26 protein-coding genes and 1 pseudogene are annotated in these 24,700 nt (G+C 73.1%); 10 read left to right on the top strand and 17 right to left on the bottom strand.

What is annotated here, in order from left to right; all coding sequences use genetic code 11:
- Window positions 1-89: 89 nt before the first annotated feature.
- Window positions 90-1,193, top strand: coding sequence for a citrate synthase 2 (locus ACOBQU_RS21640; RefSeq protein WP_423628972.1), 1,104 nt, complete (start codon window positions 90-92; stop codon window positions 1,191-1,193).
- Between the two features lie 70 nt (window positions 1,194-1,263).
- On the opposite strand, the gene ACOBQU_RS21635 is transcribed toward ACOBQU_RS21640, so the two are convergent.
- The 11 genes from ACOBQU_RS21635 to ACOBQU_RS21585 form a co-directional block, all read right to left on the bottom strand.
- Window positions 1,264-1,524 (bottom strand): hypothetical protein, encoded by a 261-nt coding sequence (locus ACOBQU_RS21635; protein ID WP_423628971.1) that lies wholly within the window; start codon window positions 1,522-1,524, stop codon window positions 1,264-1,266.
- A 497-nt stretch (window positions 1,525-2,021) separates the two neighbouring features.
- Complete coding sequence (locus ACOBQU_RS21630; RefSeq protein WP_423628970.1) at window positions 2,022-2,663, bottom strand: TetR/AcrR family transcriptional regulator; 642 nt, start codon at window positions 2,661-2,663, stop codon at window positions 2,022-2,024.
- The gene (locus tag ACOBQU_RS21625; RefSeq protein ID WP_423628969.1) at window positions 2,651-3,400 is read right to left on the bottom strand and encodes an enoyl-CoA hydratase family protein; all 750 of its coding nucleotides are present in this window, start codon (window positions 3,398-3,400) and stop codon (window positions 2,651-2,653) included. The genes ACOBQU_RS21630 and ACOBQU_RS21625 overlap by 13 nt, the downstream gene beginning before the upstream one ends.
- 13 nt (window positions 3,401-3,413) lie before the next feature.
- The gene (locus ACOBQU_RS21620; protein WP_423628968.1) at window positions 3,414-4,586 is read right to left on the bottom strand and encodes an acyl-CoA dehydrogenase family protein; all 1,173 of its coding nucleotides are present in this window, start codon (window positions 4,584-4,586) and stop codon (window positions 3,414-3,416) included.
- Window positions 4,583-6,517, bottom strand: a complete 1,935-nt coding sequence (locus ACOBQU_RS21615; protein ID WP_423628967.1) for an acetyl/propionyl/methylcrotonyl-CoA carboxylase subunit alpha — start codon at window positions 6,515-6,517, stop codon at window positions 4,583-4,585. Before ACOBQU_RS21615 ends, ACOBQU_RS21620 begins: the two co-directional genes overlap by 4 nt.
- Window positions 6,518-6,578: 61 nt before the next feature.
- The gene (locus tag ACOBQU_RS21610) at window positions 6,579-8,177 is read right to left on the bottom strand and encodes an acyl-CoA carboxylase subunit beta (protein ID WP_423628966.1); all 1,599 of its coding nucleotides are present in this window, start codon (window positions 8,175-8,177) and stop codon (window positions 6,579-6,581) included.
- Window positions 8,174-9,859 carry an acyclic terpene utilization AtuA family protein gene (locus ACOBQU_RS21605; protein WP_423628965.1) on the bottom strand — a complete coding sequence of 562 codons (1,686 nt, stop codon included), beginning with the start codon at window positions 9,857-9,859 and terminating at the stop codon, window positions 8,174-8,176. The genes ACOBQU_RS21610 and ACOBQU_RS21605 overlap by 4 nt, the downstream gene beginning before the upstream one ends.
- Window positions 9,856-10,650: a TIGR03084 family metal-binding protein gene (locus ACOBQU_RS21600; RefSeq protein ID WP_423628964.1), complete on the bottom strand. Its 795-nt coding sequence runs from the start codon at window positions 10,648-10,650 to the stop codon at window positions 9,856-9,858. Before ACOBQU_RS21600 ends, ACOBQU_RS21605 begins: the two co-directional genes overlap by 4 nt.
- Window positions 10,651-10,771: 121 nt before the next feature.
- Entirely contained in the window at window positions 10,772-11,200 is a 429-nt protein-coding gene (locus tag ACOBQU_RS21595) for an ankyrin repeat domain-containing protein (protein WP_423628963.1), read from the bottom strand.
- Window positions 11,197-11,430, bottom strand: coding sequence for a hypothetical protein (locus ACOBQU_RS21590; protein WP_423628962.1), 234 nt, complete (start codon window positions 11,428-11,430; stop codon window positions 11,197-11,199). The genes ACOBQU_RS21595 and ACOBQU_RS21590 overlap by 4 nt, the downstream gene beginning before the upstream one ends.
- On the bottom strand, window positions 11,427-11,705 hold the full coding sequence (locus tag ACOBQU_RS21585; protein WP_423628961.1) for a hypothetical protein: 279 nt from the start codon (window positions 11,703-11,705) through the stop codon (window positions 11,427-11,429). Before ACOBQU_RS21585 ends, ACOBQU_RS21590 begins: the two co-directional genes overlap by 4 nt.
- Before the next feature lie 324 nt (window positions 11,706-12,029).
- Here ACOBQU_RS21585 and ACOBQU_RS21580 point away from each other — a divergent pair, with 324 nt between their 5' ends.
- The 3 genes from ACOBQU_RS21580 to ACOBQU_RS21570 are packed head-to-tail and all read left to right on the top strand — an operon-like array spanning window position 12,030 to window position 13,679.
- Window positions 12,030-12,287, top strand: coding sequence for a hypothetical protein (locus tag ACOBQU_RS21580; protein ID WP_423628960.1), 258 nt, complete (start codon window positions 12,030-12,032; stop codon window positions 12,285-12,287).
- Window positions 12,262-12,795: a DUF6879 family protein gene (locus tag ACOBQU_RS21575; protein ID WP_423628959.1), complete on the top strand. Its 534-nt coding sequence runs from the start codon at window positions 12,262-12,264 to the stop codon at window positions 12,793-12,795. Before ACOBQU_RS21580 ends, ACOBQU_RS21575 begins: the two co-directional genes overlap by 26 nt.
- A gap of 32 nt (window positions 12,796-12,827) precedes the next feature.
- Window positions 12,828-13,679 (top strand): helix-turn-helix domain-containing protein, encoded by an 852-nt coding sequence (locus tag ACOBQU_RS21570; protein WP_423628958.1) that lies wholly within the window; start codon window positions 12,828-12,830, stop codon window positions 13,677-13,679.
- Window positions 13,680-13,848: 169 nt separating this feature from the next.
- Here ACOBQU_RS21570 and ACOBQU_RS21565 read toward each other — a convergent pair whose 3' ends face one another.
- Entirely contained in the window at window positions 13,849-14,052 is a 204-nt protein-coding gene (locus ACOBQU_RS21565) for a DUF397 domain-containing protein (protein WP_423628957.1), read from the bottom strand.
- A 15-nt stretch (window positions 14,053-14,067) separates the two neighbouring features.
- On the bottom strand, window positions 14,068-14,970 hold the full coding sequence (locus ACOBQU_RS21560; protein ID WP_423628956.1) for a helix-turn-helix domain-containing protein: 903 nt from the start codon (window positions 14,968-14,970) through the stop codon (window positions 14,068-14,070).
- 207 nt (window positions 14,971-15,177) lie between these two features.
- Here ACOBQU_RS21560 and ACOBQU_RS21555 point away from each other — a divergent pair, with 207 nt between their 5' ends.
- From ACOBQU_RS21555 to ACOBQU_RS21535, 5 genes are all read left to right on the top strand, one after another.
- Complete coding sequence (locus ACOBQU_RS21555) at window positions 15,178-15,597, top strand: ATP-binding protein (RefSeq protein WP_423628955.1); 420 nt, start codon at window positions 15,178-15,180, stop codon at window positions 15,595-15,597.
- A 74-nt stretch (window positions 15,598-15,671) separates the two neighbouring features.
- Complete coding sequence (locus tag ACOBQU_RS21550) at window positions 15,672-16,067, top strand: hypothetical protein (protein WP_423628954.1); 396 nt, start codon at window positions 15,672-15,674, stop codon at window positions 16,065-16,067.
- Window positions 16,064-16,480 (top strand): hypothetical protein, encoded by a 417-nt coding sequence (locus tag ACOBQU_RS21545; RefSeq protein ID WP_423628953.1) that lies wholly within the window; start codon window positions 16,064-16,066, stop codon window positions 16,478-16,480. The genes ACOBQU_RS21550 and ACOBQU_RS21545 overlap by 4 nt, the downstream gene beginning before the upstream one ends.
- A 43-nt stretch (window positions 16,481-16,523) precedes the next feature.
- Window positions 16,524-17,138, top strand: coding sequence for a hypothetical protein (locus ACOBQU_RS21540; protein WP_423628952.1), 615 nt, complete (start codon window positions 16,524-16,526; stop codon window positions 17,136-17,138).
- A 254-nt stretch (window positions 17,139-17,392) separates the two neighbouring features.
- Entirely contained in the window at window positions 17,393-17,803 is a 411-nt protein-coding gene (locus ACOBQU_RS21535) for a hypothetical protein (protein WP_423628951.1), read from the top strand.
- Between the two features lie 781 nt (window positions 17,804-18,584).
- Here ACOBQU_RS21535 and ACOBQU_RS21530 read toward each other — a convergent pair.
- Entirely contained in the window at window positions 18,585-18,983 is a 399-nt protein-coding gene (locus ACOBQU_RS21530) for a hypothetical protein (protein WP_423628950.1), read from the bottom strand.
- Window positions 18,950-19,990 (bottom strand): PLP-dependent aminotransferase family protein, encoded by a 1,041-nt coding sequence (locus tag ACOBQU_RS21525; protein ID WP_423628949.1) that lies wholly within the window; start codon window positions 19,988-19,990, stop codon window positions 18,950-18,952. The genes ACOBQU_RS21530 and ACOBQU_RS21525 overlap by 34 nt, the downstream gene beginning before the upstream one ends.
- Before the next feature lie 70 nt (window positions 19,991-20,060).
- On the opposite strand from ACOBQU_RS21525, the gene ACOBQU_RS21520 reads away from it, so the two are divergent.
- Complete coding sequence (locus ACOBQU_RS21520; RefSeq protein ID WP_423628948.1) at window positions 20,061-20,705, top strand: YczE/YyaS/YitT family protein; 645 nt, start codon at window positions 20,061-20,063, stop codon at window positions 20,703-20,705.
- A 9-nt stretch (window positions 20,706-20,714) separates the two neighbouring features.
- Here ACOBQU_RS21520 and ACOBQU_RS21515 read toward each other — a convergent pair whose 3' ends face one another.
- Both ACOBQU_RS21515 and ACOBQU_RS21510 read right to left on the bottom strand, forming a co-directional pair.
- Window positions 20,715-21,695, bottom strand: coding sequence for an EamA family transporter (locus ACOBQU_RS21515; protein WP_423628947.1), 981 nt, complete (start codon window positions 21,693-21,695; stop codon window positions 20,715-20,717).
- 178 nt (window positions 21,696-21,873) lie between these two features.
- A pseudogene (locus tag ACOBQU_RS21510) lies at window positions 21,874-24,689 on the bottom strand (FAD-binding and (Fe-S)-binding domain-containing protein).
- Window positions 24,690-24,700 lie beyond the last annotated feature (11 nt).

The following is a 24,700-nucleotide window of genomic DNA, read 5'->3' as shown; positions in this document are numbered from 1 at the left end:
GACCGTGGACCCGCCATGGCCGCCCCTGGGCCGCACACATCACCGCAGGTCGCACACATTCTGTCGCACACCTCATGAGGAGCCGCCTGATGTCCGACTTCGTACCCGGGCTTGAAGGAGTCGTCGCGTTCGAGACGGAGATCGCCGAACCCGACAAGGAAGGCGGCGCCCTGCGTTACCGGGGCGTCGACATCGAGGACCTCGTCGGCAGCGTCTCGTTCGGCAACGTGTGGGGCCTGCTCGTCGACGGCGCGTTCGACCCGGGCCTGCCGCCCGCCGAGCCGTTCCCCATCCCCGTGCACTCCGGGGACATCCGCGTGGACGTCCAGTCGGCGCTCGCCATGCTGGCGCCCGTGTGGGGGCTGCGGCCGCTCCTCGACATCGACGAGAACCAGGCCCGTGACGACCTCGCGCGGGCCGCCGTCATGGCCCTGTCGTACGTCGCCCAGTCCGCGCGCGGGCAGGGCCTGCCGATGGTGCCGCAGCGGGAGATCGACAAGGCGGAGACCGTCGTGGAGCGCTTCATGCGGCGCTGGCGCGGCGAGCCGGACCCCCGGCACGTGCGGGCCGTCGACGCGTACTGGACGTCCGCCGCCGAGCACGGCATGAACGCGTCCACGTTCACGGCCCGCGTCATCGCCTCCACCGGCGCGGACGTCGCCGCCGCGCTGTCCGGTGCCGTCGGCGCCATGTCCGGCCCCCTCCACGGGGGCGCGCCCTCCCGCGTCCTCGGCATGATCGAGGAGATCGAGCGCACCGGGGACGCCGTCGCGTACGTCAAGCAGGCGCTGGACCGTGGTGAACGGCTGATGGGCTTCGGGCACCGGGTGTACCGCGCGGAGGACCCCCGGGCGCGGGTGCTGCGGCGCACCGCCCGGGAGCTGGGGGCGCCGCGCTTCGAGGTCGCGGAGGCGCTGGAGAAGGCGGCGCTCGACGAGCTGCACGCGCGGCGGCCCGACCGGGTCCTCGCCACGAACGTGGAGTTCTGGGCGGCGATCGTGCTCGACTTCGCGGAGGTTCCGGCGCACATGTTCACGTCGATGTTCACGTGCGCGCGGACCGCCGGGTGGTCGGCGCACATCCTTGAACAGAAGCGGACCGGGCGGCTGGTGCGGCCTTCCGCGCGGTACATCGGGCCCGGCTCCCGCAGCCCCCAGGACATCGCCGGGTTCGCGAACATCGCGGACGGCTGATCCCCCCCGCTCGCGGCGCGGCGCCCCGGTCCGATGCCGGACCGGGGGCGCCGCTGGGTGGAGGGGCCCGCTAGCGGCAGGGGACGACGAAGCGGACAGGGTTCCAGTCGCCGTGGGCGTCCGAGGAATACGGCGGCGGCGTCGTGTAGACCAGTTGGCCGCTGGGGTTGTACATCTTGGCCTCGCGGCCCGGCCTGTTGCGAGTCTGGTCGTTGATCCAGGAACCGCCCCGGCCCCAGGTGGACACGTAGTACCGCTCGTTGCAGTTGACCATGTTGATCCTGGTGCCCGCGAAGTTGTCGCGCTGGTAGGCGCAGAAGATCCCGGACACCGGCCCGGTCCTGCACGGGTCGGCGGCCGCGCGCCTGCCGTTGCCGGAGGCGAAGTCGCGCGGGCGGTTCTCCCCGGGAGGGCGACAAGGATCTCGCCCTTGCCCTTGAGGTCGATCTTGTTGAGCGCGACCTGGGTCCCGCCCATCGTCCTCAGGTAACGGTCCACCTCCGCCTGCAGCGCCGTGGTCTGCGCGCTGGTCAGGCGCCCGGACTCGGCCTGCGCGGCGAAGCGCGACGCGCTCGGTGCGGCGCCGGACCCCGCCTGGGCCGAGGCCATGCCCGTGCCGAGCATCAGCAACGCGCCCGCCGCCGCGACGGCGACGCGACCGGTGGTGAGTGCCATGTGTTTCCCCCTGGCTCTTCGTGGTTCTCTGCGGAAGCCGCCGCGTTGCGCGGCGCACTCAGAAGATGCCAGCGGGGCGAAGCCACGACGTCCAAAGAGGAGTTGACTCGAATAAACCTCCGGTAGACACCGCGGATAAACCTGTGATGGACCCTACGGGCACACCTCTGGTGGACGCCGCGGGCTGCGACAGCTCCCGCCGAGGACGTCGTCGAGGACCGACGTCCACTGCGCCACCACTCGCTCCCGTCGTGCCCCGTCGTCCGTGAGGAGGTTCGCGAGGCCGAGGCCCCGCGCCATGTCCAGGAAGCCCTGGACGGTCTCCCGCACCCCGGGGGCCGACTCGTCCGCGCCGAGCAGCTCCACGGCCATCCGGTGTGTCTCCCGCCCCACGCGCGCCTCCAACTCGGCGACTCGCGCACCCAGTTGGGGCTCGTGGGACGCGGCCACCCAGAGGTGCAGGGCGGCGCGGAAGAGGGGGCCGGTGTAGAGGGCGACGAGGGCCGCGACGACCGCCGCCCGGTCCCCGGGGCCGTCGGGGAAGAGGTCACGCAGGGCAGCCGAGCGCCGCTCGGCCACGTACTCCACCGCCGCGGTGAACAGGTCCTCCCGGGTGGGGAAGTGGTGCTGGGCCGCGCCCCGCGACACGCCCGCGCGCTCGGCGACGACGGACACCGTCGAGCCCGTCCAGCCGCGCTCGGCGAGACACGCCACCGCCGCCTCAAGCAGGCGCTGGCGCGTGGCGCGGCTGCGGTCCTGCTTGGGCGACCGGTCGGCCTCGGTCACAGCACCCATGGACGCTCCCGTCGTTCCAGGAACGCCGTCATCCCCTCGCGGGCCTCGGCGGAGCCGAAGCGGCGCTCGGACAGGTCGATCAGGGAGGTGACAGCGTCCGCATCGTGGTCGAATGCGGTGAGCACCTTAGCCGTGAGCAGCCGTTTCGTGTCGGCCAGGGCCCCGGGCGCGGCCTTGCGCAGCCCGTCGAGGACGGGCGTGAGCGCGGCGTCGACGTCGTCGGCGTACGCGGTGACCAGGCCGATCCGCGCGGCCTCGGCGGCGTCGAAGCGCTCCCCGGTGAGGTGGTAGCGGGCGGCGGCGGCCGGGTCGAGGCGGGGCAGCAGCGTCAGGGAGATCACGGCGGGGACGAGGCCGAGGTGCACCTCGGTGAGCGCGAAGGTCGCCGCCCCGGCGTCCGCGACCGCGATGTCGCAGGCGGCGAGCAGCCCGAGGCCGCCCGCCCGCACATGCCCCCGCACCCGCGCCACCACCGGCTTCGGCAGCGCCAGCACCTGCCGCAGCAGCGCCACGAAGTCCGCCGGGTCGGGCGGCTGGCGCAGGTCGGCGCCCGCGCAGAACGCCGTCCCGGTGTGGGTGAGGACCAGGGCCCGTACGGTGTCGTCGGCGGCGGCGTCGGCGAGGGCGGCGGCGAGTTCGCCGACCAGGGCCTTCGACAGTGCGTTGCGGTTCGCGGGCGAGTCCAGGGTGAGGGTGGCGATCCCGCGCTCGGGCGCCGCCACGGACACGACAGCCATGGGTACCCCCAGCTCAGTAGGACTTGGGCAGGCCGAGCGTCTGGTGGGAGAGGTAGTTGAGGATCATCTCCCGGCTGACCGGGGCGATCCGGGCCACGCGGGACGCCACGATGAGGGAGGCGAGCCCGAACTCCTTGGTCAGGCCGTTGCCGCCGAGGGTGTGGACGGCCTGGTCGACGGTCCTCACGCAGGCGTCGGCCGCCGCGAGCTTCGCCATGTTGGCGGCCTCCCCGGCCGCGACGTCGTCCCCGGCGTCGTACAGCAGGGCCGCCTTGCGCATCATCAGGCGGGCCAGCTCGATGTCGACGTGGCACTGGGCGAGCGGGTGGGCGATGGCCTGGTGGGCGCCGATGGGGGTCTTCCAGACGCTGCGCTCCTTGGCGTACGTCACCGCCGCGTCCAGCGCGAAGCGGGCCATGCCGAGGGCGAACGCCGCCGTCATGATCCGCTCCGGGTTGAGGCCCGCGAAGAGCTGGAGCAGGCCCGCGTCCTCGTCGCCGACGAGCGCGTCCGCCGGGAGCCGCACATCGTCCAGGACCAGCTCGAACTGCTTCTCCGCCGCCTGGAGTTCCATGGGGATGGGGTGGCGGGAGAAGCCGGGCGCGTCGCGCGGGACGATGAACAGGCACGGCTTGAGCCTGCCGGTGCGGGCGTCCTCGGTGCGGCCCACGATCAGGGTGGCGTCGGCGATGTCGACGCCGGAGATGAACACCTTGCGGCCGGTGAGCAGCCAGTCGTCGCCGTCGCGGCGGGCGGTGGTGGTGATGCGGTGGGAGTTGGAGCCCGCGTCGGGCTCGGTGATGCCGAAGGCCATGGTGCGGCTGCCGTCGGCGAGGCCCGGCAGCCAGGCCCGCTGCTGCGCCTCGGTGCCGAAGCGGGCGATGACGGTGCCGCAGATCGCCGGGGACACCACCAGCATCAGCAGCGGGCAGCCCGCCGCCCCCAACTCCTCCAGGACGATGGACAGTTCGGTGATGCCGCCGCCTCCGCCGCCGTGCTCCTCGGGCAGGTTCACGCCCAGGTAGCCGAGCTTGGCGGCGTCCGCCCACAGCTCCTTGGGGTGGCCGCCGTCGGCGACGGTACGGGTGAGGTAGTCGCGGCCGTAACGCTTGCCGAGCGCGGCGACGGCGGCGCGCAGGGCGGCCTGCTCCTCGGTCTCCAGGGCTGTTTCCAGGACGGTGCTCATGCTGGGGCTTCCTCCCGCGATGTGGGTTCCTGGACTGCTGGGGGTTCCTGGGGCGTGGGCGAAGGGGGCGTGGGCTCTACGACGGCCAGCAGCGCCCCCACCTCCACCTGTCTGCCCGGCGTCGCGTGCAGCGCGGTGAGCGTGCCGGACGCGGGGGCGGTGACGCGGTGCTCCATCTTCATGGCCTCCAGCCACACCAGCGGCTGCCCGGCACTCACCCGCGCCCCTTCGGTGAGCCCGTCGGCGACCCGCGTCACCGTGCCGGGCATCGGCGCGAGCAGCGACCCGGGCTCCTGCCGGGCGGTCGGCTCGGGCAGCAGGGGCAGCGGGGTGAGGGCGACCTGGCCGACGTACACGCGCCCGTCGCCGTACGCCGCGACGGTGAACTCCCGTCGTACGCCGTCGACGTCGAGCGTCACGCGGTCGGGCGCGACGGCCAGCACTCGCGCCCCGTCGGCGGCGAACCCCTCGCGCGTGGCCGTGTACCGCACCTCGTGCTCGGTGCCGTCCGCGCCCCGGTAGCGCTTGAGCTGCGGCTGGGAGCGCAGGGTGCGGAAGCCGCCGAAGCGGGAGCGGCCGTGGGCGTCGGCGAGCGCGGCGGCCAGCGGGGCCCAGCGGGTGCGCCAGCCGCTGTCGGCCGCCGTCAGGTCCGGCAGGTGGCGGTCGTAGAACGAGGTGTCCATCCGCCCGGCCACCACCTCCGGGTGGCGCAGCGACCGCAGCAGCAGCTCGCGGTTGGTGACGGGCCCGTGGACGGCCGCGCGCTCCAGGGCGCCCGCCAGCTTGCGCAGGGCCTCGGCACGGGTGGGGGCGTGGGCGATGACCTTGGCCAGCATCGGGTCGTAGTGCACGCCGACGGTGTCGCCGTCGGCGTAGCCGGTGTCCAGGCGTACGCCGCCGGGGACGGACAGGCGGTGCAGGGTGCCGGTCTGCGGGGCCCACCCGGCGCCCGGGTCCTCCGCGTAGAGGCGGGCCTCGACGGCGTGCCCGGTCGGCTCGGGCGGGGTGGCGGTGAGGGGGTGGCCCTCGGCGATCCGCAGTTGCAGGGCCACCAGGTCGAGGCCGTACACCGCCTCGGTGACGGGGTGTTCGACCTGGAGGCGGGTGTTCATCTCCAGGAAGTGCGGCACCTCGTCCGCGACGAGGAATTCCACGGTGCCCGCGCCGACGTACGACACCGACCGCGCCGCCCGCTCCGCCAGCTCGTACAGCCGGGACCGCAGGGCCGGGGTGAGGCCGGGCGCCGGGGCCTCCTCGATGACCTTCTGGTGGCGGCGCTGGAGCGAGCAGTCGCGGGTGCCGAGCATCCAGACCGTGCCGTGGGTGTCGGCGAGGACCTGCACCTCGACGTGGCGCCCGCCCTCGACGTACGGCTCGACGAACACGTCCCCGTCGCCGAAGGCGCTCAGCGCCTCGGCCCGTGCCGCCGCCACCTCCGCGTCGAGCGCCGCGAGGTCCCGTACGACGCGCATGCCGCGCCCGCCGCCGCCCGCCGCCGCCTTCACCAGGACCGGCAGGTCGGCCTCGGTGACGGCGGTGACGTCGGTGAGCGGGGCGATGCCCATCAGCTCCTTGGCGCGCGTCTTGGACGCCATCGCCTCGATGGCCTCGGGCGGCGGGCCGATCCACACCAGGCCCGCGGCGCGCACGGCCCGCGCGAAGTCCGCGTTCTCCGACAGGAACCCGTAGCCGGGGTGCACGGCGTCCGCGCCCGCCGTGAGCGCGGCCTTCACGATCAGCTCGCCGCGCAGGTACGTGTCCGTGGGCGCCGCCCCGGGCAGCCGCACCGCCGCGTCGGCCTCCCGCACGTGCAGCGCGGACGCGTCGGCGTCGGAGTACACGGCGACCGTGGAGACGCCGAGGTCGCGGCAGGTGCGGAAGATCCGGCAGGCGATCTCTCCCCGGTTGGCCACCAGTACGGACTGGATCATCGCCGCCTCACATCCCTCACGCCGTTGATGTCTGCCTCGTCCCGCACTCCTGTCCCGCCCCTCACATCCGGAAGACCCCGAAGCCGCCGCGTGCGCCTTCGTAGGGGGCCGTGTGGATCGCCGACAGGCAGATGCCGAGGACGGTGCGGGTGTCGCGCGGGTCGATGACCCCGTCGTCGTAGAGCCGCCCGGACAGGAACATCGGCAGGGACTCCGCCTCGATCTGCTGCTCCACCATGGCGCGCAGCGCGGCGTCGCCGTCCTCGTCGTACGGCTGTCCCTTCGCGGCGGCCGACTGGCGGGCGACGATCGACAGGACGCCCGCGAGCTGCTGCGGGCCCATGACGGCGGACTTGGCGCTGGGCCAGGCGAACAGGAAGCGCGGGTCGTAGGCGCGGCCGCACATGCCGTAGTGCCCGGCGCCGTACGACGCACCCATCAGCACGGACAGATGGGGAACGCGGCTGTTGCTGACCGCGTTGATCATCATCGAGCCGTGCTTGATGATGCCGCCCTGCTCGTACTCCTTGCCGACCATATAGCCGGTGGTGTTGTGCAGGAACAGCAGCGGGATGTCACGCTGGTTGGCGAGCTGGATGAACTGCGCCGCCTTCTGGGACTCCTCACTGAACAGCACGCCCTGGGCGTTGGCGAGGATCCCGACGGGGTAGCCGTGCAGGCGCGCCCAGCCGGTGGCGAGGCTGGCCCCGTACAGGGGCTTGAACTCGTCGAAGTCGGAGCCGTCGACGACGCGGGCGATGACCTCGCGCGGGTCGAAGGGGGTGCGCAGGTCGCCGGGGACGATGCCGAGCAGTTCCTCGGGGTCGTACTTCGGCGGCTCGGCGGGCGGTGGATCGGCGTGCGCCTTGCGCCAGTTGAGGCGGGCGACGACGCGGCGGGCCTGGCGCAGCGCGTCGTGCTCGTCCTGGGCGAGGTGGTCGGCGAGGCCGGAGGTGCGGGCGTGCATGTCGGCGCCGCCCAGGGACTCGTCGTCGCTCTCCTCGCCGGTGGCCATCTTCACCAGCGGCGGTCCGCCGAGGAACACCTTGGCGCGCTCCTTGACCATGATCACGTGGTCGCACATGCCGGGCACGTAGGCGCCGCCCGCCGTGGAGTTGCCGAAGACGACGGCGAGGGTGGGGATACCGGCGGCCGAAGACTGGGTGAGGTGTTTGAACAGCGCCCCGCCCGGGATGAAGATCTCCTTCTGCGAGGGCAGGTCGGCGCCGCCGGACTCGACGAGGTGGATCGACGGCAGCCGGTTGGCGGCGCCGATCTCGTGTGCGCGGAACGCCTTCTTCAGCGTCCACGGGTTGGAGGCGCCGCCGCGTACGGTCGGGTCGTTGGCGGTGATCAGGCACTCCACGCCCTCGACGACGCCGATGCCGGTCACCATGGAGGCGCCCACCGGGTAGTCGCTGCCCCAGGCGGCGAGCGGCGACAGCTCCAGGAACGGCGTGTCGGGGTCGAGCAGCAGCTCGATCCGCTCGCGGGCGAGGAGTTTGCCGCGCCGCCGGTGCCGCTGGACGTACTTCTCGCCGCCGCCCTCCAGGGCCTTGGCCTGCTCCGCGTCCAGCTCGGCGAGCTTGGCGAGCATGGCCTCGCGGTGGGCGGCGTAGTCGGGCCCGGCGGTGTCCAGGGCCGAGGTAAGGACCGTCACAGGATGGCCTCCGGTATGTCCAGGTGGCGGGAGCGCAGCCATTCGCCGAGGGCCTTGGCCTGGGGGTCGAAGCGGGCCTGGGCGGCGACGCCTTCGCCGAGGACGCCTTCGACGACGAAGTTCAGGGCGCGCAGGTTGGGCAGGAGGTGGCGGGTGACGCTCAACTCAGCGGCTTCCGGCAGGAGTTCGCGGAACCGGCCCGTGGTGAGCGTGTGGGCGAGCCAGCGCCATGCCTCGTCCGTGCGGGCCCAGACGCCGACGTTGGCGTCGCCGCCCTTGTCGCCGCTGCGGGCTCCGGCGATCAGGCCGAGGGGGGCGCGGCGGGTGCGGCCGCCGTACGCCAACGGCTCGGGCAGTGGCGGCGGTTCGACGTCGGCGAGGGCCCGGTGCTCGTGGGGCGGTGGGACCGGCGTCCGGGTCCCGTCGTCCAGGACCACCGTGTGGGTGACGGTGTCGGCCTCCACGTACGCCGCTTCGAAGACCCCGTACGGAGCGGCCTTGCCCGGCGGTGCCGTCATGTGGAAGCCCGGGTAGCTGCCGAGTGCCAGCTCGACGGCGGCGCCGCTGAACGCGCGACCCACCACGTCCGGGTCGGGGTCGCGCACGACGAGCCGCAGCAGGGCGCTGGCCGTCTCCTCGGTGTCGGCGTCGGGGCGGTCGGTGCGGGCCAGCTCCCACCGCACGTGCGCGGGCCGGGCCCTGGCCAGGGCGTCCTCGACCTGCTCGCGGACGAGGGCGGCCTTGGCGTCGACGTCGAGGCCCGTCAGCACGAACACGACCTCGTTGCGGTGGCCGCCGAGCCGGTTGAGGCCGACCTTGAGGGTGGGCGGCGGGGGCTCGCCCCGGACGCCGTCGACGCGGACGCGGTCGGGGCCGTCCTGGGTGAGGCGTACGGAGTCGAGGCGGGCGGTGACGTCGGGTCCGGCGTAACGGGCGCCGGAGGTCTCGTACAGCAGTTGCGCGGTGACCGTGCCGACGTCGACGACGCCGCCCGTGCCGTCGTGCTTGGTGATGACGCAGGACCCGTCCTCGTGGATCTCGGCGAGCGGGAACCCGGGGTGGCGCAGCCGGGCCGGGTCATGCTCGGTGAAGAAGGCGTAGTTGCCGCCGGTGGCCTGGGTGCCGCACTCCAGGATGTGCCCGGCGACGACGGCGCCCGCGAGGCGGTCGTAGGCGTCCGGCGCCCAGCCGAAGTGGGCGGCGGCGGGCCCGGTGACGAGCGCGGCGTCGGTGACGCGGCCGGTGACGACGACGTCGGCGCCCGCGCGCAGGGCGGCGGCGATGCCGTGGCCGCCGAGGTAGGCGTGGGCGGCGAGGGCGTCCGGGAAGCGGGCCCCGAGGTCGTCGCCCTCGACGTGCGCGACCCGCGCGGACAGCCCGGCCCGCGCCCCCAACTCCCGTATCGCATCGGCGAGTCCACCCGGATTGAGCCCGCCCGCGTTGGTGACGACCCGCACCCCCCGGTCAAGGGCCTCACCCAGGCACTCCTCCAGCTGCCGCAGGAAGGTCCGCGCGTAGCCGCGTGCCGGGTCCTTCAGGCGGTCCCTGGCGAGGATGAGCATGGTCAGCTCGGCGAGGTAGTCGCCGGTGAGGACGTCGAGGGGGCCGCCGGTGAGCATCTCGCGGACGGCGCTGTGGCGGTCGCCGTAGAAGCCGGAGGCGTTGCCGATGCGCAGGGTCACCGCCGCCCGCCCTTCGGGGCGCGCCCCGGGCCCGCGGGGCCCGCGAAGGCCTGCGCGATGTCGAGCCACCGGTCGGCGTCCGGGCCTTCGGCGCGCAGGGCCAGGTCGGCACGGTGGGCGCGCTGGGTGGCGAGCAGGCAGAAGTCCAGGGCGGGCCCGGTGACGCGCTGGGCCGCGCCCTCGGGTCCGTACGCCCACACGGCGCCGGACGGCGCAGTCAGCTCGACGCGGAAGTCCTCCGCCGGTGCGGTCAACCCCCGTACGGCGAAGGCGTAGTCGCGAGCCCGCACCCCGATGCGGGCCACGTGCCGCAGCCGGTCCGTGGGGTCACGGCGGGCGCCGAGCGCGTCGGCGACGTCCTGGCCGTGGGCCCAGGTCTCCATCAGGCGCCCGGTGGCGACGGACGCCGGGGACATGGGCGGCCCGTACCAGGGGAAACGGGTCCCCGGCGGGGCCGCGCGCAGCACGCCCTGCAGTTCCTCGCGCCCCGCGCGCCAGCGGGCGAGCAGTTCGGCGGGCGGCTGGGCGGCGCCCTCGCGGGCGCCGTCGTCGACGAAGGTGTCGGGCGACTTCAGCGCGTCTTCCGCCTGCGCGGCGAAGCCTTCCGGGTCGGTCGCGGCGAGCAGCGCGGCCTGGTCGGTCCAGGCGAGGTGGGCGATCTGGTGGGCGACGGTCCAGCCGTCCGCCGGGGTCGGGCGCCCCCAGTCGGCGTCCGCCAAGTCCCTTACCAGCACGTCGAGTTCGTCGCTCTCCTCGCGCAGGTCGTCGAGTACGGCGGTGGCGTCGGACACGGTGCGCTCCCCTCGGGCAGGGCGGTGTGCTCAGGGAGCATGGCAGGGGGTGCGGAAACAATCAAGCGCGCTTGCTTACTTTTTCGCCGCTACGGATCTACGGAGCTACGGAGCTACGGGACTACAGGGCGGAGGTGGCACCGGCCGCGCGCAGCAGGGCGGCGGTGTCGGGGTGGCCCCCGTCGAGCGCCCAGTCCAGCGGGGAGCGGCCCGCGCCCTGGTCCTCGCGGAGGTCCGGGTCGGCGCCGTGGGCGAGGAGGGCGCGCACGGTCCCGGTGTGGCCCCAGCAGGCGGCGGCGCACAGCGGGGTGCCGTCGGCGCCGGGCATGCCATCGCTCTCGGTGTCGGGCCGGGCCCCGGCGGCGAGCAGCAGCCGCGCGGCCTCGGCCCTTCCGTTCACGGCGGCCTCGTACAGCGGGGTGACGCCGTCGCGGTCCGGGCGGTTCGGGTCGGCTCCGGTGCGCAGGGCCGCCCCTACGCGGGCGGCGTCACCTTCCCAGATGGCCTCGAAGAGACGGCGGGTGAGCTTCTTGCGGCGGCGGTGGTTCATGGGCGCCGAGGGTAGTGCGCGCCACCCCGGCCGGGCGAGGCGTTTTCGCTGGTCAGCGGCTGTGCGCGCTGGGCGGCGGCGCGGGCGGCGCGCAGGGCCCGGCGGAGGCGGTCGCCGGTGCCGCAGGGGGCGTCGGTGCCGCAGCGGGGGCAGCTGAACAGGTGCCCCAGGTAGGCGGCGTAGGTGCGCTCCGCGCGGCGGGCGTGGGGGGATTCGGCGTGGGGGGTCACTCGACGGCCTCGGGGGTGGGGGTGGTGGCGAGGAGGGTGCGGAGGCGGGTGGGGGCGCAGAGGTGGCCCGGGTATGGGGACGGGACGATCCATCCCGCCAGGGAGGACGCAAGCCCCAAGCGCGGGACGCCTAGGCAGGAATCGGCGCCGAGGCGGTCATCCGGCTCCTCCCAGGGGGAGTTCGACGCCACGAGCACGTAGTACGGGCCGCCGCTGTGCCGGGTGTCGGTCTGCGCCAGCCAGTACGTGAGCCCGCGGCATTCGCCATCGCTCAACGGGCGCGCACCGCACGAGTCGCCTCCTGGCATTGGCATTGGCATTGGCATTGGCACGCGGACGTCGTTCATGCCCATGTCGGTTCCTCGTCAACCATGGCGGCTCCTTGACGGCCGGTCACGTCCCCAGCTCTTCGCGCGGTCCCCGGGGTTTCGTCGCAGAGCAGACGCTACGGCTATGTGACGAGAAACTTCGAGGGATGTGCGCAGATGTGCATGCCACTTGCTTCCCTGCTGAGTGTCTGGTTGGCGCCCTTGACTCCGCGGCAGCTCGGTCGAGACATTGGTGCACATCAGCGCACGACCACGACGCTGGGGACAGCCATGGACCTTCAGTTCATCGGGATCGATCCGGACACCGGCAAAAATGGCTCACCGACAGCCTGGGTCGACCAGGCGAACGCGGACATCGTGATCCAGAGCTACACCGCCGACGAGCAGACACGCGCGCAGTGCGCTTCCCGCACGGCACCCGGCCACGCCCCGGGCGTCCCGGCTCATGAGACCGTGATCCGGATTCCGGCCCGTCTCGTATCCGTCCTGAGGGAGGCCTGCGATGCCGCAGAGCGCGCTCGACTTTGACGAGCTCTTCGGGGCCGCGCGGCACTCGGCGGTGCATCTGGAGATGCGGGACCAATACGCGGTCGGCGACGAGGCCGACGACTTCGACACCTGGGTGCGGACCGGGCGCCGGGACGTGGACCCCAGCTCGGAGTACTGGGCGCCGTGGGTCGACCTGATCTCCCGCGCGGTCGCACGCGGCGTGGCCGTGCGCCGGGCGCGCGTCGTGTCGGAGCCGGTCACCGACTACATCCGGTACGAGCACGCCGGGACCGTCGTCAACGTCACCGCCGGGGAACAGGTCAGATGGCTGCCCCGCCCCCGCGCGGCCGACCTGCTGCTGCCCGGCGCGGACCTGTGGATCTTCGACGACCGGCAGGTCCTGTTCAACCACTTCACGGGGAACGGCGACTGGGCCGACCCGGACATGGAACTGCGCACCGAACCGGCCCTCGTCAAACAGTGCGCCGACGCCTTCGAGGCGGTCTGGGCCCGCGCCGTCCCGCACGACACGTACGAGATCCGCTGACAGACGCTGACAGAAGGCACCCCGGCCCGCTCATGCCCACCTCCCCGTCCTCCTCGGCTCAGGCCGCCCGCGAGAGCGTGGCCCGGCAGCTCCGCGACCTGAGGAGGAACGCGGACCTGACGGTCACCGAACTGGCCGCCCGATGCGGCTGGCACCACGCCAAGACGAGCCGGGTCGAGAACGCGCGCACCCCGCCTTCGCCCACGGACATCCGCCTGTGGTGCCGCGCCACCGGCGCCACCGAGCAGGCTGCGGACCTGATCGCCGCCTCCCTGCACGCCGAGTCGCTCTACCGCGAGTGGCGCCACCGCGTCCGTACGGGCCTGGCCCGTTTGCAGAGCAGCTACACCGAGCTGTACCGGTCGACCGAACTGCTCCGCGTGTACTCCCCGGTCCTGGTCCCGGGGCTGCTCCAGACGGAGGGATACGCGAGGGCCCTGCTGAGCGCCAACGCCCGGCTCCTCGACGTACCCGATGACGGAGTGGAGGCCGCCGCCGCGCGCGTACGGCGCTCACAGGTCATCCACGAGCCGGGGCACCACTTCGTGTTCGTCATCGAGGAGGCCGTGCTCCGCTACCAGCTCGGCGACCCGGACGCGATGGCCGCGCAGCTCGGCCACCTGTTGACCGCCGGGGCGCTCCCGCAGGTGTCGCTCGGGATCATCCCGGCGGCGACGCGTGAGCGCGTGCTGGGGCCCCAGGAGACGTTCGACGTGCACGACGACACGCTGGTATCCGTCGAGCTGGTATCCGCCGAGGTGAATGTCACCCAGCCCTCCGAGATCGCCCTGTACGTCAAGGCGTTCGAGCGACTGCGCAGCATGGCCGTGTACGGCGCCGAGGCCCGACAGCTCGTGGTCCGGGCCATCGAGGCACTGCGGTAGCGCACTGCCGCGTACTTTGACGCAGCACGCAGTCGACGGGAAGAGGCCATCGGTCGGCGCGGAGTACGCGGTGCCAGACCCTCGGGTCGGACGAAGAGAGCCCTTGCCCACGATGAGGATGGGCAAGGGCTCAGCTTGGGCATCTAGGCGGCGCCGTTTGCCAGGCCTCTCAGATCTGACCTGTGGCGACGGCCGTGACGAACCGCTGCCACACGGCCGGGGCGAAGGTGTGGGCTCCCAGGTGGCGGTCCTTGCTGTCGCCAGCGGCGATACGTCCATCGTCGGTTACCTGGTACTCGACGCAGTTCGGCCCGTTGTCGGGGCTGTAGGAGGACTTCTGCCAGCCTTCCTCAGGAAGGTCGTGCCGCATCATCTGAGGTACCTGCCTCTAACTGATCAGATCTCTGGCCGCTTGCGCGATCAGATCCATGGATTGCCGTGACGGTAGGGCGCTTGACCGGAGTTGGTCAAAAGCTAGCTTGTACCGCTCGACAGGGCCATCTTCCTCCAGATAGATGAGGCCGTCGAGGTATCCCAGGCTCACGACGTCCAGGTCCATGGGGTCTGGGTACGAGTAGATGCTGAACGCGCCGTCGAGACCGGCGTGACATCCCTGGCTGAAGGGGATGACCTGGATCGAGAGGCGTGGCGGGTTGTTCACCTCGATCAGCTTGCGTAGCTGATCGGCCATGATCTCGGGGCTGCCTACTACGCGCCGGATGACCGCCTCATCGAGGACGCACACCAGTTGAGGCGGGGTGTCACGTTGAAGGATCTCTTGCCGCCCCATCCGAACGGAGACGTGCGACTCGACCTGCTCGTCCGGGTGCGCATCCTCGTCACCGCGGATGGAGACTTCGGCATACTCGCGAGTTTGGAGCAGGCCAGGGACCAGGAGCGGCTGAAACAGGAGCATGCGCGCGGCATCGGCCTCGATGCTGAGATGTTCCTGGAAGCGCTCGTCGAGTATGTCGCTGAACGGTGCCCACCAGTTCTTGCGCCGCCCCTCCCGGGCGAGGGTGACAAGAGCGGTCTTCAGCGTGCTGTCCGAGACCCGGTAGAGATCCATCAGGGCTTCGATCTCCAGCTTGGTGACGCCCTGCCGACCGTTCTCCTGCCTGCTGATCTTCGACTTGTCGCCGCCGATCCGCTCGGCGGCTTGGTCCATGCTGACCTTGGCGGCCTCGCGCAGGCGCTTCAACTCACTACCGAGCCTGCGGCGTCGGACAGTCGGCTGCGGATGCCGTGGGCGACTGGACACCTTGGCCCCCCTTCTGTGCAGGTCGGGCACCAGTGTGTCGTACGAGGCCACGCTTCCTCCAACAGTTGTCATATGCAAGCGAGTTAAGACACTTCTTGCGGGGTTACAACTTTGGAGCACAAGTAGGTTGCGAATCCATCATAGGTAGGTCCACTCTGTTGGGCATCACCGATGGCGCTTGGGGGGTCACGGAGCGTCGGCCATCTGTTTGCGCTGCTCAGAGCGCGTGGAGGAGTCATGGCCGTCATGGAACGGGCAGGAACGCACTATCAACAGCAACTCACCGCCGAGCCCGCACAGATCGGACGCGTTCGCCGCATCGTTGCGGCGTTACTCCGGCACTGGGGCTGGGATGAGGTGATCGACCCAGCACTCCTGTGCGTGACGGAGCTGCTGGCCAACGTCGGATCCCACGCGTGCTCGCGTGAGTGTGACCTGCGGCTGGAGTCGTCGCCGCTGTTCGTACGGATCGTGGTGAGCGACGACTGCAAGAGCATGCCCGTCGTACGCGGGCAGGACCCGCTTGCCGAGGGCGGCCGCGGGATGCTGATGATCGCCGCGACTGCCGACGGCTGGGGCGCGGTTCCGACGGCTACCGGTAAGAGCGTGTGGGCGGAGCTGCGTTCGCGCCCTCCGAGCGAGGAGGCCGCCACATGACACCCTCACCCAGGGCACCCGCCGAAGCGCGAACTGCACCAGGCTGGAACGGCGTTGAGAACTCCTGGTCGGCTGTGCCCGAGACCGCGCAGAAGGTACGGGCGGTGCTGTGGGCGTCGCTGCTGGCCGATGAGGTGCCCGACTGTCTTGAGCGGATTCTCGGTCGGGATGCCGTGCCGCTGACGCCGCAGGAGTCCGAGCGGTCGGTGCGCCTGCTCAGCCAGTGCGCGTGGGGCCTGGTGAGTGAGGCACTCCAGCAGGATCCTCGGCACCCCGACGATGACCTGGTTCTACAGATCCGCTTCGCCGCCGATCTCCACCTTGAACGCGACCGTCGCGGGCTTCCCCCAGATACCGGGTTCGTCCGCCGTTTGGGCCTGCTCGTCTTGAACCTCCTCGACCGTCAGGACGCTCAGGGTGAGCCGCTGCCGACCTTCGCCGAGCCTGCTCCTGTCGGGAGGCGGCCATGAGTCAGCCGCTGCCTCTCGCCTACTGGTGCCACCGCGACGTCAGCCCGCCCCCGCAAGAGCAGCCCGGCCCGCTGAGCGCGGCCACCGATACGCCGCTGCTCAGCGGCATCACCACGCCCTACCCCGGGGTCGCGCTGATCTGGATGCGTGCCGGGGTCAGTGACGTGGCCGCCGAGTTGGACGCCGCGTCGAGTGATGCGGCGATGGCGTGGCTGGACGACCCGTCCAACGCCAGGGCCGCCCTGCGTGACTTGAGTCGGGGCCGTCCGCTGCGCTTCGAGCTCCCCACCCCCAACGGGGCCTGGGCGTGGGCCGTCTCCCCGTCCTTCGGCTGCCGCTCCCGGGGGGATGGCGCGCGCCTGGAGCGAAGAAAGGGGCTGCCGCCCATCGTCTTCTGGACCCAACGGCCTTGACCCTACCTGCACTTCAGCCGGTACGGGTCGCTCTGGAGACCGCGTGACCACGAACATCTCCCCCATCACCTCGCTCACCGACCGCTCAGGGTCCGACGCCCGCCCCGATGCCCGCCGTGCCGCGTCGGCCGCCGCGCTCGACCTGCACCACGCGTGCACCGCCGCGGGTCTGGACCTCTCGGCGCTGCCGAGCATGGAGCGGCCCGACCAGGTGGACATCGGGTGGGTCAGCCCGCAGACCGCACAGGAGTTGGCCCGGATGATCCGCCGCACGATCAAGCAGGCCCTGCGCGTCAGCGAGCGGCTGCGCGCGGTCTTCCGTACCCGCGGGCTGGGCATGCCCGACCCGTACGTGCGCCACGGCCGGATCGAACTCGGGGCGATCTCCCTGACCACCGCCGACCGCCTCACGGGTCTGCTCGGCGGCCCGTCGTCGGACCCCGACGTGGACCTGTCCTACTGGCCCGAGGCCCAGCTCCTGATCGCCCGGCTCAGCAAGGCCTTCCAGCGGGCGACCGGCGGCGGGCTCCTGGACCCGCAGTTCCATCCGGACTGCCTGCACTGCGACGCCGAGGCACAACTCGCGCTCGGCTCCATCCCGACGGCCACCGCCCGACGCCTCGCCCATGTTCTGGAGCGTCGCCCGCAGGCGGCATGACCGCGATACCGACCCGGCTACGTCTCGCTGATCTACTGCATGACGGGGGTCTCTCCTCCTGGCTGGCCTCCCCCGACGCTAAGTCAGTTCGGACCTTGAGCACACCGCGGAACGGCGGTGCGCTCCCAAAGGGCGCGTCAGTGCGGAGAGGTGCGTAACCAACGACGACGTGCTGCGCGGTGGAAGCCCGATGCCATGCCGTGCTGGGGCAAGTCCCCGACGCCGCCCGTGCACTGCACACCGCGGAAGACGCCTTGAACGCCGATCGCGAAGACGGCGCCGCCGCCTGGACCGCCTGGTTCGACAGCGCCGAATACCACGTCACCGTGGGCGTCTGCGAGTTCATCGCCGCCCAACACGACCCCCGCCGCGCACCCCGCGCCATCAACCTCATCCAACAAGGCACCGCCCAGCGCCCCACCGAACGCACGCGCAGCCGCGCCTTCGACCACATCGCCCTCGCCCGCGCCTACGTCCGCCACGAACAACTCGACGCTGCCAGGGACGCCACCAGCACCGCCCTTGACCTGTTCGGCCACGTCGCCTCCAGCCGCGTCGCCGACCGACTGCGCGAACTCGACCACGAACTACAGGCCGCACCTGACTCCACGCTCACGGTCACCACGCGGAACGAGATCGAAAGGGCATTGCAGACGCGCGGATGACCACTCCACCGCGATCTGTCGATGCCGCTGGTCTCGCGGGCAGTGGTGGCATCCCGCTGTTCACCCTCATCTCAGTTGGGGTGATCTTGCGGCATTCTGGGGCGATGGCTGCCGTGCTTGACGAATGGGCGGCGGCGGAAGGCCTGGGGGAATAGCACCAGCGGGTGGTCTCGCGAGCCACATGGTCGACGCCGGGACCGCGAGGTACTGGCTGCGATCACCTTCACGGCCACCTCGGGGTGTCTCCCGGTAGATAGCGGCTCTCGGCTCGTGCGGCGCGAGCAGGGAGCAGGGAGAGTAAAATGTCCGTTTCTCTGAAAGTGAGTGAGAACCAGGGGTCCCGGCGCTAACGCGCCTGGTCAGCTCGTATGGTCCCCGCGCGTGCGGGGGTGGTCCCGACGAGCGGAATCGAAGCAGATTGATCAGCTCATGGTCCCCGCGCGTGCGGGGGTGGTCCCGTCCGTACGGGCGTGTCCTGATGAAGCTCCGAATGGTCCCCGCGCGTGCGGGGGTGGTCCCCGGCGGATCGATGTCATCGTCAAGCGTTGTTGATGGTCCCCGCGCGTGCGGGGTTAATCCTGCGACATCTGGCACCGCATCGCCCGCAAGGGCATCGAGTCGTCCCCACTCACTTCAAGGGCCAACGAAGCGGGACGAGGAGCGGCCCTGGCCGTGATCCAAATATCGCCATCACGAATGAACAGCACTATGTGGACCTCGGCGGCCTCTTCGCCGAGCTGTACAAACTCGCCCAAGACCGCTGATGAGTTACGGCCCCCGCTCACACCACAACCGCCGGTCCGTGCACCCCCACCGCACCCCCCGCCACCGCCTCCCGCGCGTCAGCCAAGCGGCGGACGGCTTCCGTCAGTTGGGCGGGCGGCAGGGTGTAGGGGAGGCGGACGTTGCGGGCGAAGGCGCCGCCCAGGCCGAAGCGGGGGCCCGCGGAGAGGGTGATGCCGTGGTCGGGGGCGACGGCGGCGAGGCGGGAGCTGAGGGGGTGGGGGAAGGACGCCCACAGGGTGAGGCCGCCCGGTGGGTGGGGGGCCTGGGCGTCCGGCAGGTGCGTGGTCAGGGCGCGGTGGAGGGCATCCCGTTGGGTCCGCAGGGCCTGGAGCGTCGCGGGGCGCCGGGTGTGGCCCGCGTTCAGGAGGGCGGCCGTGGCCAGTTGCTCCACCACCGGCGTCCCCAGGTCCAAGGCGTAGCGGGCCTGTTCGACGCGTTCCAGGACGGCGGGCGCCGCCCGGATCCAGCCGGTGCGCAGGCCGCCCCAGACGCTCTTGGCGACCGAGCCGACGCTGATGGCCGTGGGCGCGTACGCCGCGAAGGGGGTGGGGGCGGGCCGTCCAGGGCCAGGTCGGTGAGGGTCTCGTCCACCACCACCGGGCACGCCAGCCGCAGCTCGCCACGGATCTCCGGGGGCATGCACAGGCCGGTGGGGTTGTGGAAGTCCGGGATCAGATAGGCGAGTCGGGCCTCCCGGGAGGCGGCGCGGAGCTGCGCGGGGTCCCAGCCCGTCCGCGTCACCGCCACGGGCACCAGGCGGGCGCGGGCGTCGGTGAGCGTCCTGAGCGCGTGCGGGTACGTCGGGTGGTCGACGAGGACGCGGTCGCGGGGCGCGAGCAGGGTGCGCGCGAGGAGGGCGAGCGCGTGCTGGGCGCCGTTGGTGACCAGCACGTGGTCCGGCGCGGTCGGCAGCCCGCGCCGCTCGTACCAGTGGGCCACGGCCTCCCGCAGCTCCGCGGTGCCGTACCGGCGGTCGTACCCGTGCCGCTCGTAGTGGCGCGGCAGCTGCTCCAGCGCCGTCGCGAACGCCGCGTGGAGGATCTCGCCGGGCGCGGGCGGCGCCGCCACGGACAGGTCGATGACGTCGGCGCCGCCCCGCCGCGCGTCGGGTTCGCCCCCGGCCGCCGTGCCGCCCGGCAGCCGCACGGTCGCCCGGGCCCGCGCCCGCGTCACCAGGTACCCGTGCTCGACCAGCGTCCGGTACGCCGCGCCCACCGTCGTCCGGCTCGTGCCCAGCGCGGCGGCCAGGTCCCGCTCGCTCGGCACCGCCGCCTCCAGCGGCAGCCGCCCGTCCAGGACCAGCAGCCGCAGCGTGTCGGAGAGCCGTTGGTGCGCCGGGCCCGGGCCCGCCCGCCAGTCGTCGCCCAGCATGCGCGCCACCGCGCGGGATGCGATCTTCACCGGGGCAGCGTAGCCAAGGGCGGCCATCTGGCCATGGAATCGGGTGCCAGTTCGCCCGCAGGGTGAGGCCATGGACCATCCCAGGACTCCCCCGCCCTCCCTTCACGGACAGGACCGCCCCGGCCGTCACACCGCCCGCCGCCTCACCCAGCTCCTCCTCGGCCTCACCGGCTACGGCGCCGCCGTCATGGTGCTCGTCACCGCCGGGCTCGGCCCCGCGAGCTGGAACGTCCTCACCGAGGGCACCGCCGGGCACCTCGGCGTCTCGTTCGGCTGGGCGACCAACCTGATCGCGCTGCTCGTGCTGCTCGCCTGGATCCCGCTCCGGGAGCGCCCCGGCCTCGGCACGCTCCTCAACGTCCTGCTCGTCGGCCTCGCCGCGGACGCCACCGCGACGGTCCTCCCCGCACCCCACGGGGCGCTCGCCCCGTACGCCTACCTGGCCGTGGGCCTCCTCGCGCTCGCCTTCTCCGACGCGCTCTACCTGGGCGCGCGGTACGGGCCCGGCCCCCGCGACGGCCTCATGACGGGCCTCGTACGCCTCACCGGTCGGCCCGTCGCCGTCGTACGCACCGCCATCGAGGTCACCGTCACGGGCGTCGGCTGGCTGCTCGGCGGGACGGTCGGCGCGGGGACGCTGGTCGTCGCCCTGGGCATGGGGCCGCTCGTCGGGTGCTTCCTGCCGCGCCTCACCGTACCGTCCCCTCCAGCGTGACACCGTCGCCTAAGGTGTCACGTTCTTCGCCCGGCCCCGCCCCACCTGCGTCCGCACCGCGCCCATGCTCGCCGCGATGACCAGCGCGATCGCGACCGACTCGACGGCGCTCAGGCCCTGGTCGAGGACGAGGAGACCGGCGATCGCGGCGATGGCGGGCTCCAGGCTCATCATGACCGCGAAGGTCGACGCGGGCAGCCGCCGCAGCGCGAGCAGTTCGAGGGTGTACGGCAGCACGGAGGACATCACGGCGACGGCGGCGGCGAGGCCGAGCGTGCTGGGCACGGTGAGCTTCGCGCCCGACTCGACGACGCCGAGCGGCAGCACGAGCAGCGCGGCGACGGCCATGGCGAGGGCGAGCCCGTCGGCCTGCGGGAAGCGGCGCCCGGTGCGGGCGCTGAAGACGATGTACGCGGCCCACGCGGCACCGGCGCCCAGCGCGTAGGCGACGCCGACGCCGTCGAGGCGGCCGAAGCCGCCGCCCCCGCCGAGCAGGAACACGCCGCACAGGGCGAGCCCCGCCCACACCACGTTCACCAGGCGGCGGGAGGCCAGGACGGACAGGGCGAGCGGGCCGAGCACCTCAAGGGTGACGGCCGGGCCGAGAGGGATGCGGGCGACCGCCTGGTAGAAGAGGCCGTTCATCGCGGCGAGGGTGACGCCGAACGCGAGGACCGTGCCCCAGTCGGCGCGCGAGTGGCCGCGCAGCCGGGGGCGGCACACGGCGAGCAGGATGACCGCCGCGACGAGCAGGCGCAGCGTGACCACGCCGAGCGCCCCGGCCCGCGGCATCAGGCTCACCGCGATGGCGCCGCCGAACTGCACGGACACGCAGCCCGCGAGGACCAGGCCGATGGGCGCGAGCGCGGCGCGCCGCCCGCCGCCGCCCGCCGCGGGGGCGGCGTTGGCCCCGGGGACGGCGGCCGCCTCCGGCTGCGCCACCGTCGAGGGGGCGGCCACCGCCGCCTGGTCCGATTCCGATACGTTCACGCCAAGCCTTTCCCGCCGCCCACACCCCGGGCGGCCCGCCGTGCGGTGCGTTTCCCTGAAGCTCTCTGAAGCTGTCTGAAGCGAAGTACATTCTCATGGACTCCATCGTCCAAGGTAATGGACCGCGCGAGCGTTGTGGAGTCCCTTTCGCAGCGTACGGCCCCACGGCGGGGGCAGGTCAGTCGCGCCCGTCCCCTGGGGCCTGTCCCAGGGCCTCCGCCAGGACTTCCGCCAGGTGACGGCCCCACACCCCCGCCAGCTGCTCCAGTTGCGTACGGCACGAGTAGCCGTCGGCCAGCACCTGGGTGCCGGGCGGCGCCTGGCGCACCGACGGCAGCAGCTGCTCCTCGGCGCAGGCCGCCGACACCTCGTAGTGACCTGGCTCGAAACCGAAGTTGCCCGCGAGGCCGCAGCAGCCGCCGGACAGCTCGCCGTCGAGGCCCGCCGCCGCGCGCAGCCGCCGCTCGGCCGCGTCGCCGAGGACGGCGTGCTGGTGGCAGTGGGTCTGGCCCGCCACCGGCCGGTCGACGCGCGGCGGGCGCCAGTGCGGCGCGTACTCCTCCAGGGCCTGGGCGAAGGTCCGCACCGACGCGGCGAGGGCGCGCGCCTCGTCCGTGCCGACGAGTTCCACCAGGTCCGTCTTCAGGGCGGCGGCGCAGCTCGGCTCCAGGACGACCACCGCGAGGCCCGCCTCCAGGGCGGGCCGCAGCCGCTCAAGGGTGCGCCGCTGCACGGCCCGCGCCCGGTCGAGCTGCCCCGTCGACACGTACGTGAGCCCGCAGCACACCCCCGTCGGCGGCACCCGGACCGTGAGCCCCGCCGCCTCCAGGACGCGTACGGCGGACCGGGCGACGGACGGCGACAGGTGGTCGGTGAAGGTGTCGGGCCACAGCACGACGGTGCGCCCGGTGCCGGGCCGCGCGGGGCGGGAGCGCCACCACTGGCGGAAGGTGCGCGGTGCCAGGCGCGGCAGCGGGCGGCGCGGTTCGAGGCCGCCGAGCCGCTTGCCGAGCGCGGCGAGGGGGCCCACGGCGGCGAGGGCGTTGACCAGGCGGGCGGTGCGGGTCGCCGCGACGGCGCGCAGCCAGCGCGGCAGCCAGCCCAGGGCGTAGTGCGCGGCGGGCCGCCGCCTGCCCCGGTAGTGCTGGTGCAGGAACTCCGCCTTGTACGTGGCCATGTCGACGCCCACCGGGCAGTCGGACCGGCAGCCCTTGCAGGACAGGCACAGGTCGAGGGCGTCGCGGACCTCCGGGGAGCGCCAGCCGCCGGTGACGACCTCGCCCGCCAGCATCTCGTGCAGCAGCCGGGCGCGGCCGCGCGTGGAGTGCCGCTCCTCGCCGGTGGCGCGGAAGGACGGGCACATCACGCCGCCGCCGGACGCGGCCGTCGCCGTACGGCACTTGGCGACGCCCACGCAGCGGCGTACGGCGGCGGAGAAGTCACCGCCGTCGTGGGGGTAGCCGAAGGCGACCGGCACCGGGTCGCGGGGCAGGAGCGCGAAGCGGAGGTTCGCGTCGAGGGGCGCGGGGCGGACGAGCATGCCCGGGTTGAGGGTGCCGGACGGGTCCCACAGGTCCTTGGCCCGCTCGAAGAGCCGGACCAGGTCCGGCCCGTACATCCTCGGCAGCAGCTCCGCGCGGGCCTGCCCGTCGCCGTGCTCCCCGGACAGCGAGCCGCCGTGCGCGACGACGAGGTCCGCGACGTCCTCGGAGAACCGCCGGAAGCGGGCCACGCCGGGCGGCGTCAGCAGGTCGAAGTCGACGCGCACATGGACGCAGCCGTCACCGAAGTGCCCGTAAGGGGTGCCGCGCAGGCCGTGCTCGGCGAGCAGCGCGCGGAACTCCCGCAGGTAGGGGCCGAGGCGGGCGGGCGGCACCGCGCAGTCCTCCCAGCCGGGCCACGCCTCGCTGCCATCGGCCATGCGGGTGGCGGTGCCCGCGGCGTCCTCGCGGACCCGCCACAGGGCGCGCCGCGCCGCCGGGTCGGTGACGACGGCGGCGGCCACGCAGTCGGCGTCCCGGACGATCGCGTCGGCCCGCGCCCGCGCCTGCCGGGGCGTGCCGCCGCCGGTCTCCACGAACAGCCAGGCGCCGCCCTTGGGCAGGCCCTCCGCGTTCCGTACGAGGTCGGCGGCCATGCCCTCGACGGTGAGCGGGCGGTGGGGCAGCAGCCCCGGTGCCGCTTCGGCCGCCGCGCTCTCGTCGGCGTACCCGAGCACGGCTAGCGCGCGGGCGCGCGGCGCCTCCACGAGGCGGACCACGGCTTCCGTGACCACGGCGAGGGTGCCTTCGCTGCCGCACAGGAAGCGGGGCAGGTCGGGGCCGCGTTCGGGGAGCAGGGCGTCCAGGGCGTAGCCGGAGATGCGGCGGGGCAGGTCGGGGAAGCCGGTGCGGAGCGCGGCGAGGTCGCCCTCGACGAGGGCGCGCAGCCCGGCCGGGGCGCCGTCCCAGCCGCCGCGGCGCAGGGTGACCGGGTCCCCGCCCCCGGCCTTGACGACCGTCAGCTCCTCGACGTTGTCGGCGGTCGTCCCCCAGGCCACCGAGTGGGAGCCGCAGGAGTTGTTGCCGATCATGCCGCCGAGGGTGCAGCGGCTGTGGGTGGAGGGGTCGGGGCCGAAGGTCAGGCCGTGCGGTGCGGCGGCGGCCCGCAGCGCGTCCAGCACGAGCCCCGGCTGGACGCGGGCCGTGCGCGCCGCCGGGTCCAGGTCCACGATGCCGTTCATGTGCCGGGTGAAGTCCAGGACGACGCCGGTGCCGGTCGCCTGTCCGGCGATGGAGGTGGCGGCGCCCCGGGTACGACGGGGGTGGCGTGCGCGCGGCAGGTCTCCAGGGCCGCCGTGACGTCGGCCGCGTCCCTCGGGGCCACGACGGCCGTCGGGACCCTCCGATAGTTGGAGGCGTCCATCGTGGCCAGCGCCCTGGCCGTGGCCGACGGATCGACGTCGCCCGCCACGGTGCGGCGCAGCGCCCTGACCAAGTCCTCTGCGGTACCCATGCCACCAGGCT

The organism is Streptomyces sp. G45, from assembly GCF_049542095.1.
Taxonomy (GTDB): domain Bacteria; phylum Actinomycetota; class Actinomycetes; order Streptomycetales; family Streptomycetaceae; genus Streptomyces.
Note: the sequence above shows the minus strand (reverse complement) of the source record. Positions and strands in the feature narration are given on the sequence as shown.

Coding starts and splice junctions, on each gene's coding strand:
- ACOBQU_RS21555 (WP_423628955.1), top strand. CDS start 15,178: ATGGCCGTCATGGAACGGGCAGGAACGCACTATCAACAGCAACTCACC.
- ACOBQU_RS21615 (WP_423628967.1), bottom strand. CDS start 6,517: ATGATCCAGTCCGTACTGGTGGCCAACCGGGGAGAGATCGCCTGCCGG.
- ACOBQU_RS21580 (WP_423628960.1), top strand. CDS start 12,030: ATGGACCTTCAGTTCATCGGGATCGATCCGGACACCGGCAAAAATGGC.
- ACOBQU_RS21640 (WP_423628972.1), top strand. CDS start 90: ATGTCCGACTTCGTACCCGGGCTTGAAGGAGTCGTCGCGTTCGAGACG.
- ACOBQU_RS21570 (WP_423628958.1), top strand. CDS start 12,828: ATGCCCACCTCCCCGTCCTCCTCGGCTCAGGCCGCCCGCGAGAGCGTG.
- ACOBQU_RS21520 (WP_423628948.1), top strand. CDS start 20,061: ATGGACCATCCCAGGACTCCCCCGCCCTCCCTTCACGGACAGGACCGC.
- ACOBQU_RS21595 (WP_423628963.1), bottom strand. CDS start 11,200: ATGAACCACCGCCGCCGCAAGAAGCTCACCCGCCGTCTCTTCGAGGCC.
- ACOBQU_RS21620 (WP_423628968.1), bottom strand. CDS start 4,586: ATGAGCACCGTCCTGGAAACAGCCCTGGAGACCGAGGAGCAGGCCGCC.
- ACOBQU_RS21545 (WP_423628953.1), top strand. CDS start 16,064: ATGAGTCAGCCGCTGCCTCTCGCCTACTGGTGCCACCGCGACGTCAGC.
- ACOBQU_RS21565 (WP_423628957.1), bottom strand. CDS start 14,052: ATGATGCGGCACGACCTTCCTGAGGAAGGCTGGCAGAAGTCCTCCTAC.
- ACOBQU_RS21630 (WP_423628970.1), bottom strand. CDS start 2,663: ATGGGTGCTGTGACCGAGGCCGACCGGTCGCCCAAGCAGGACCGCAGC.
- ACOBQU_RS21625 (WP_423628969.1), bottom strand. CDS start 3,400: ATGGCTGTCGTGTCCGTGGCGGCGCCCGAGCGCGGGATCGCCACCCTC.
- ACOBQU_RS21575 (WP_423628959.1), top strand. CDS start 12,262: ATGCCGCAGAGCGCGCTCGACTTTGACGAGCTCTTCGGGGCCGCGCGG.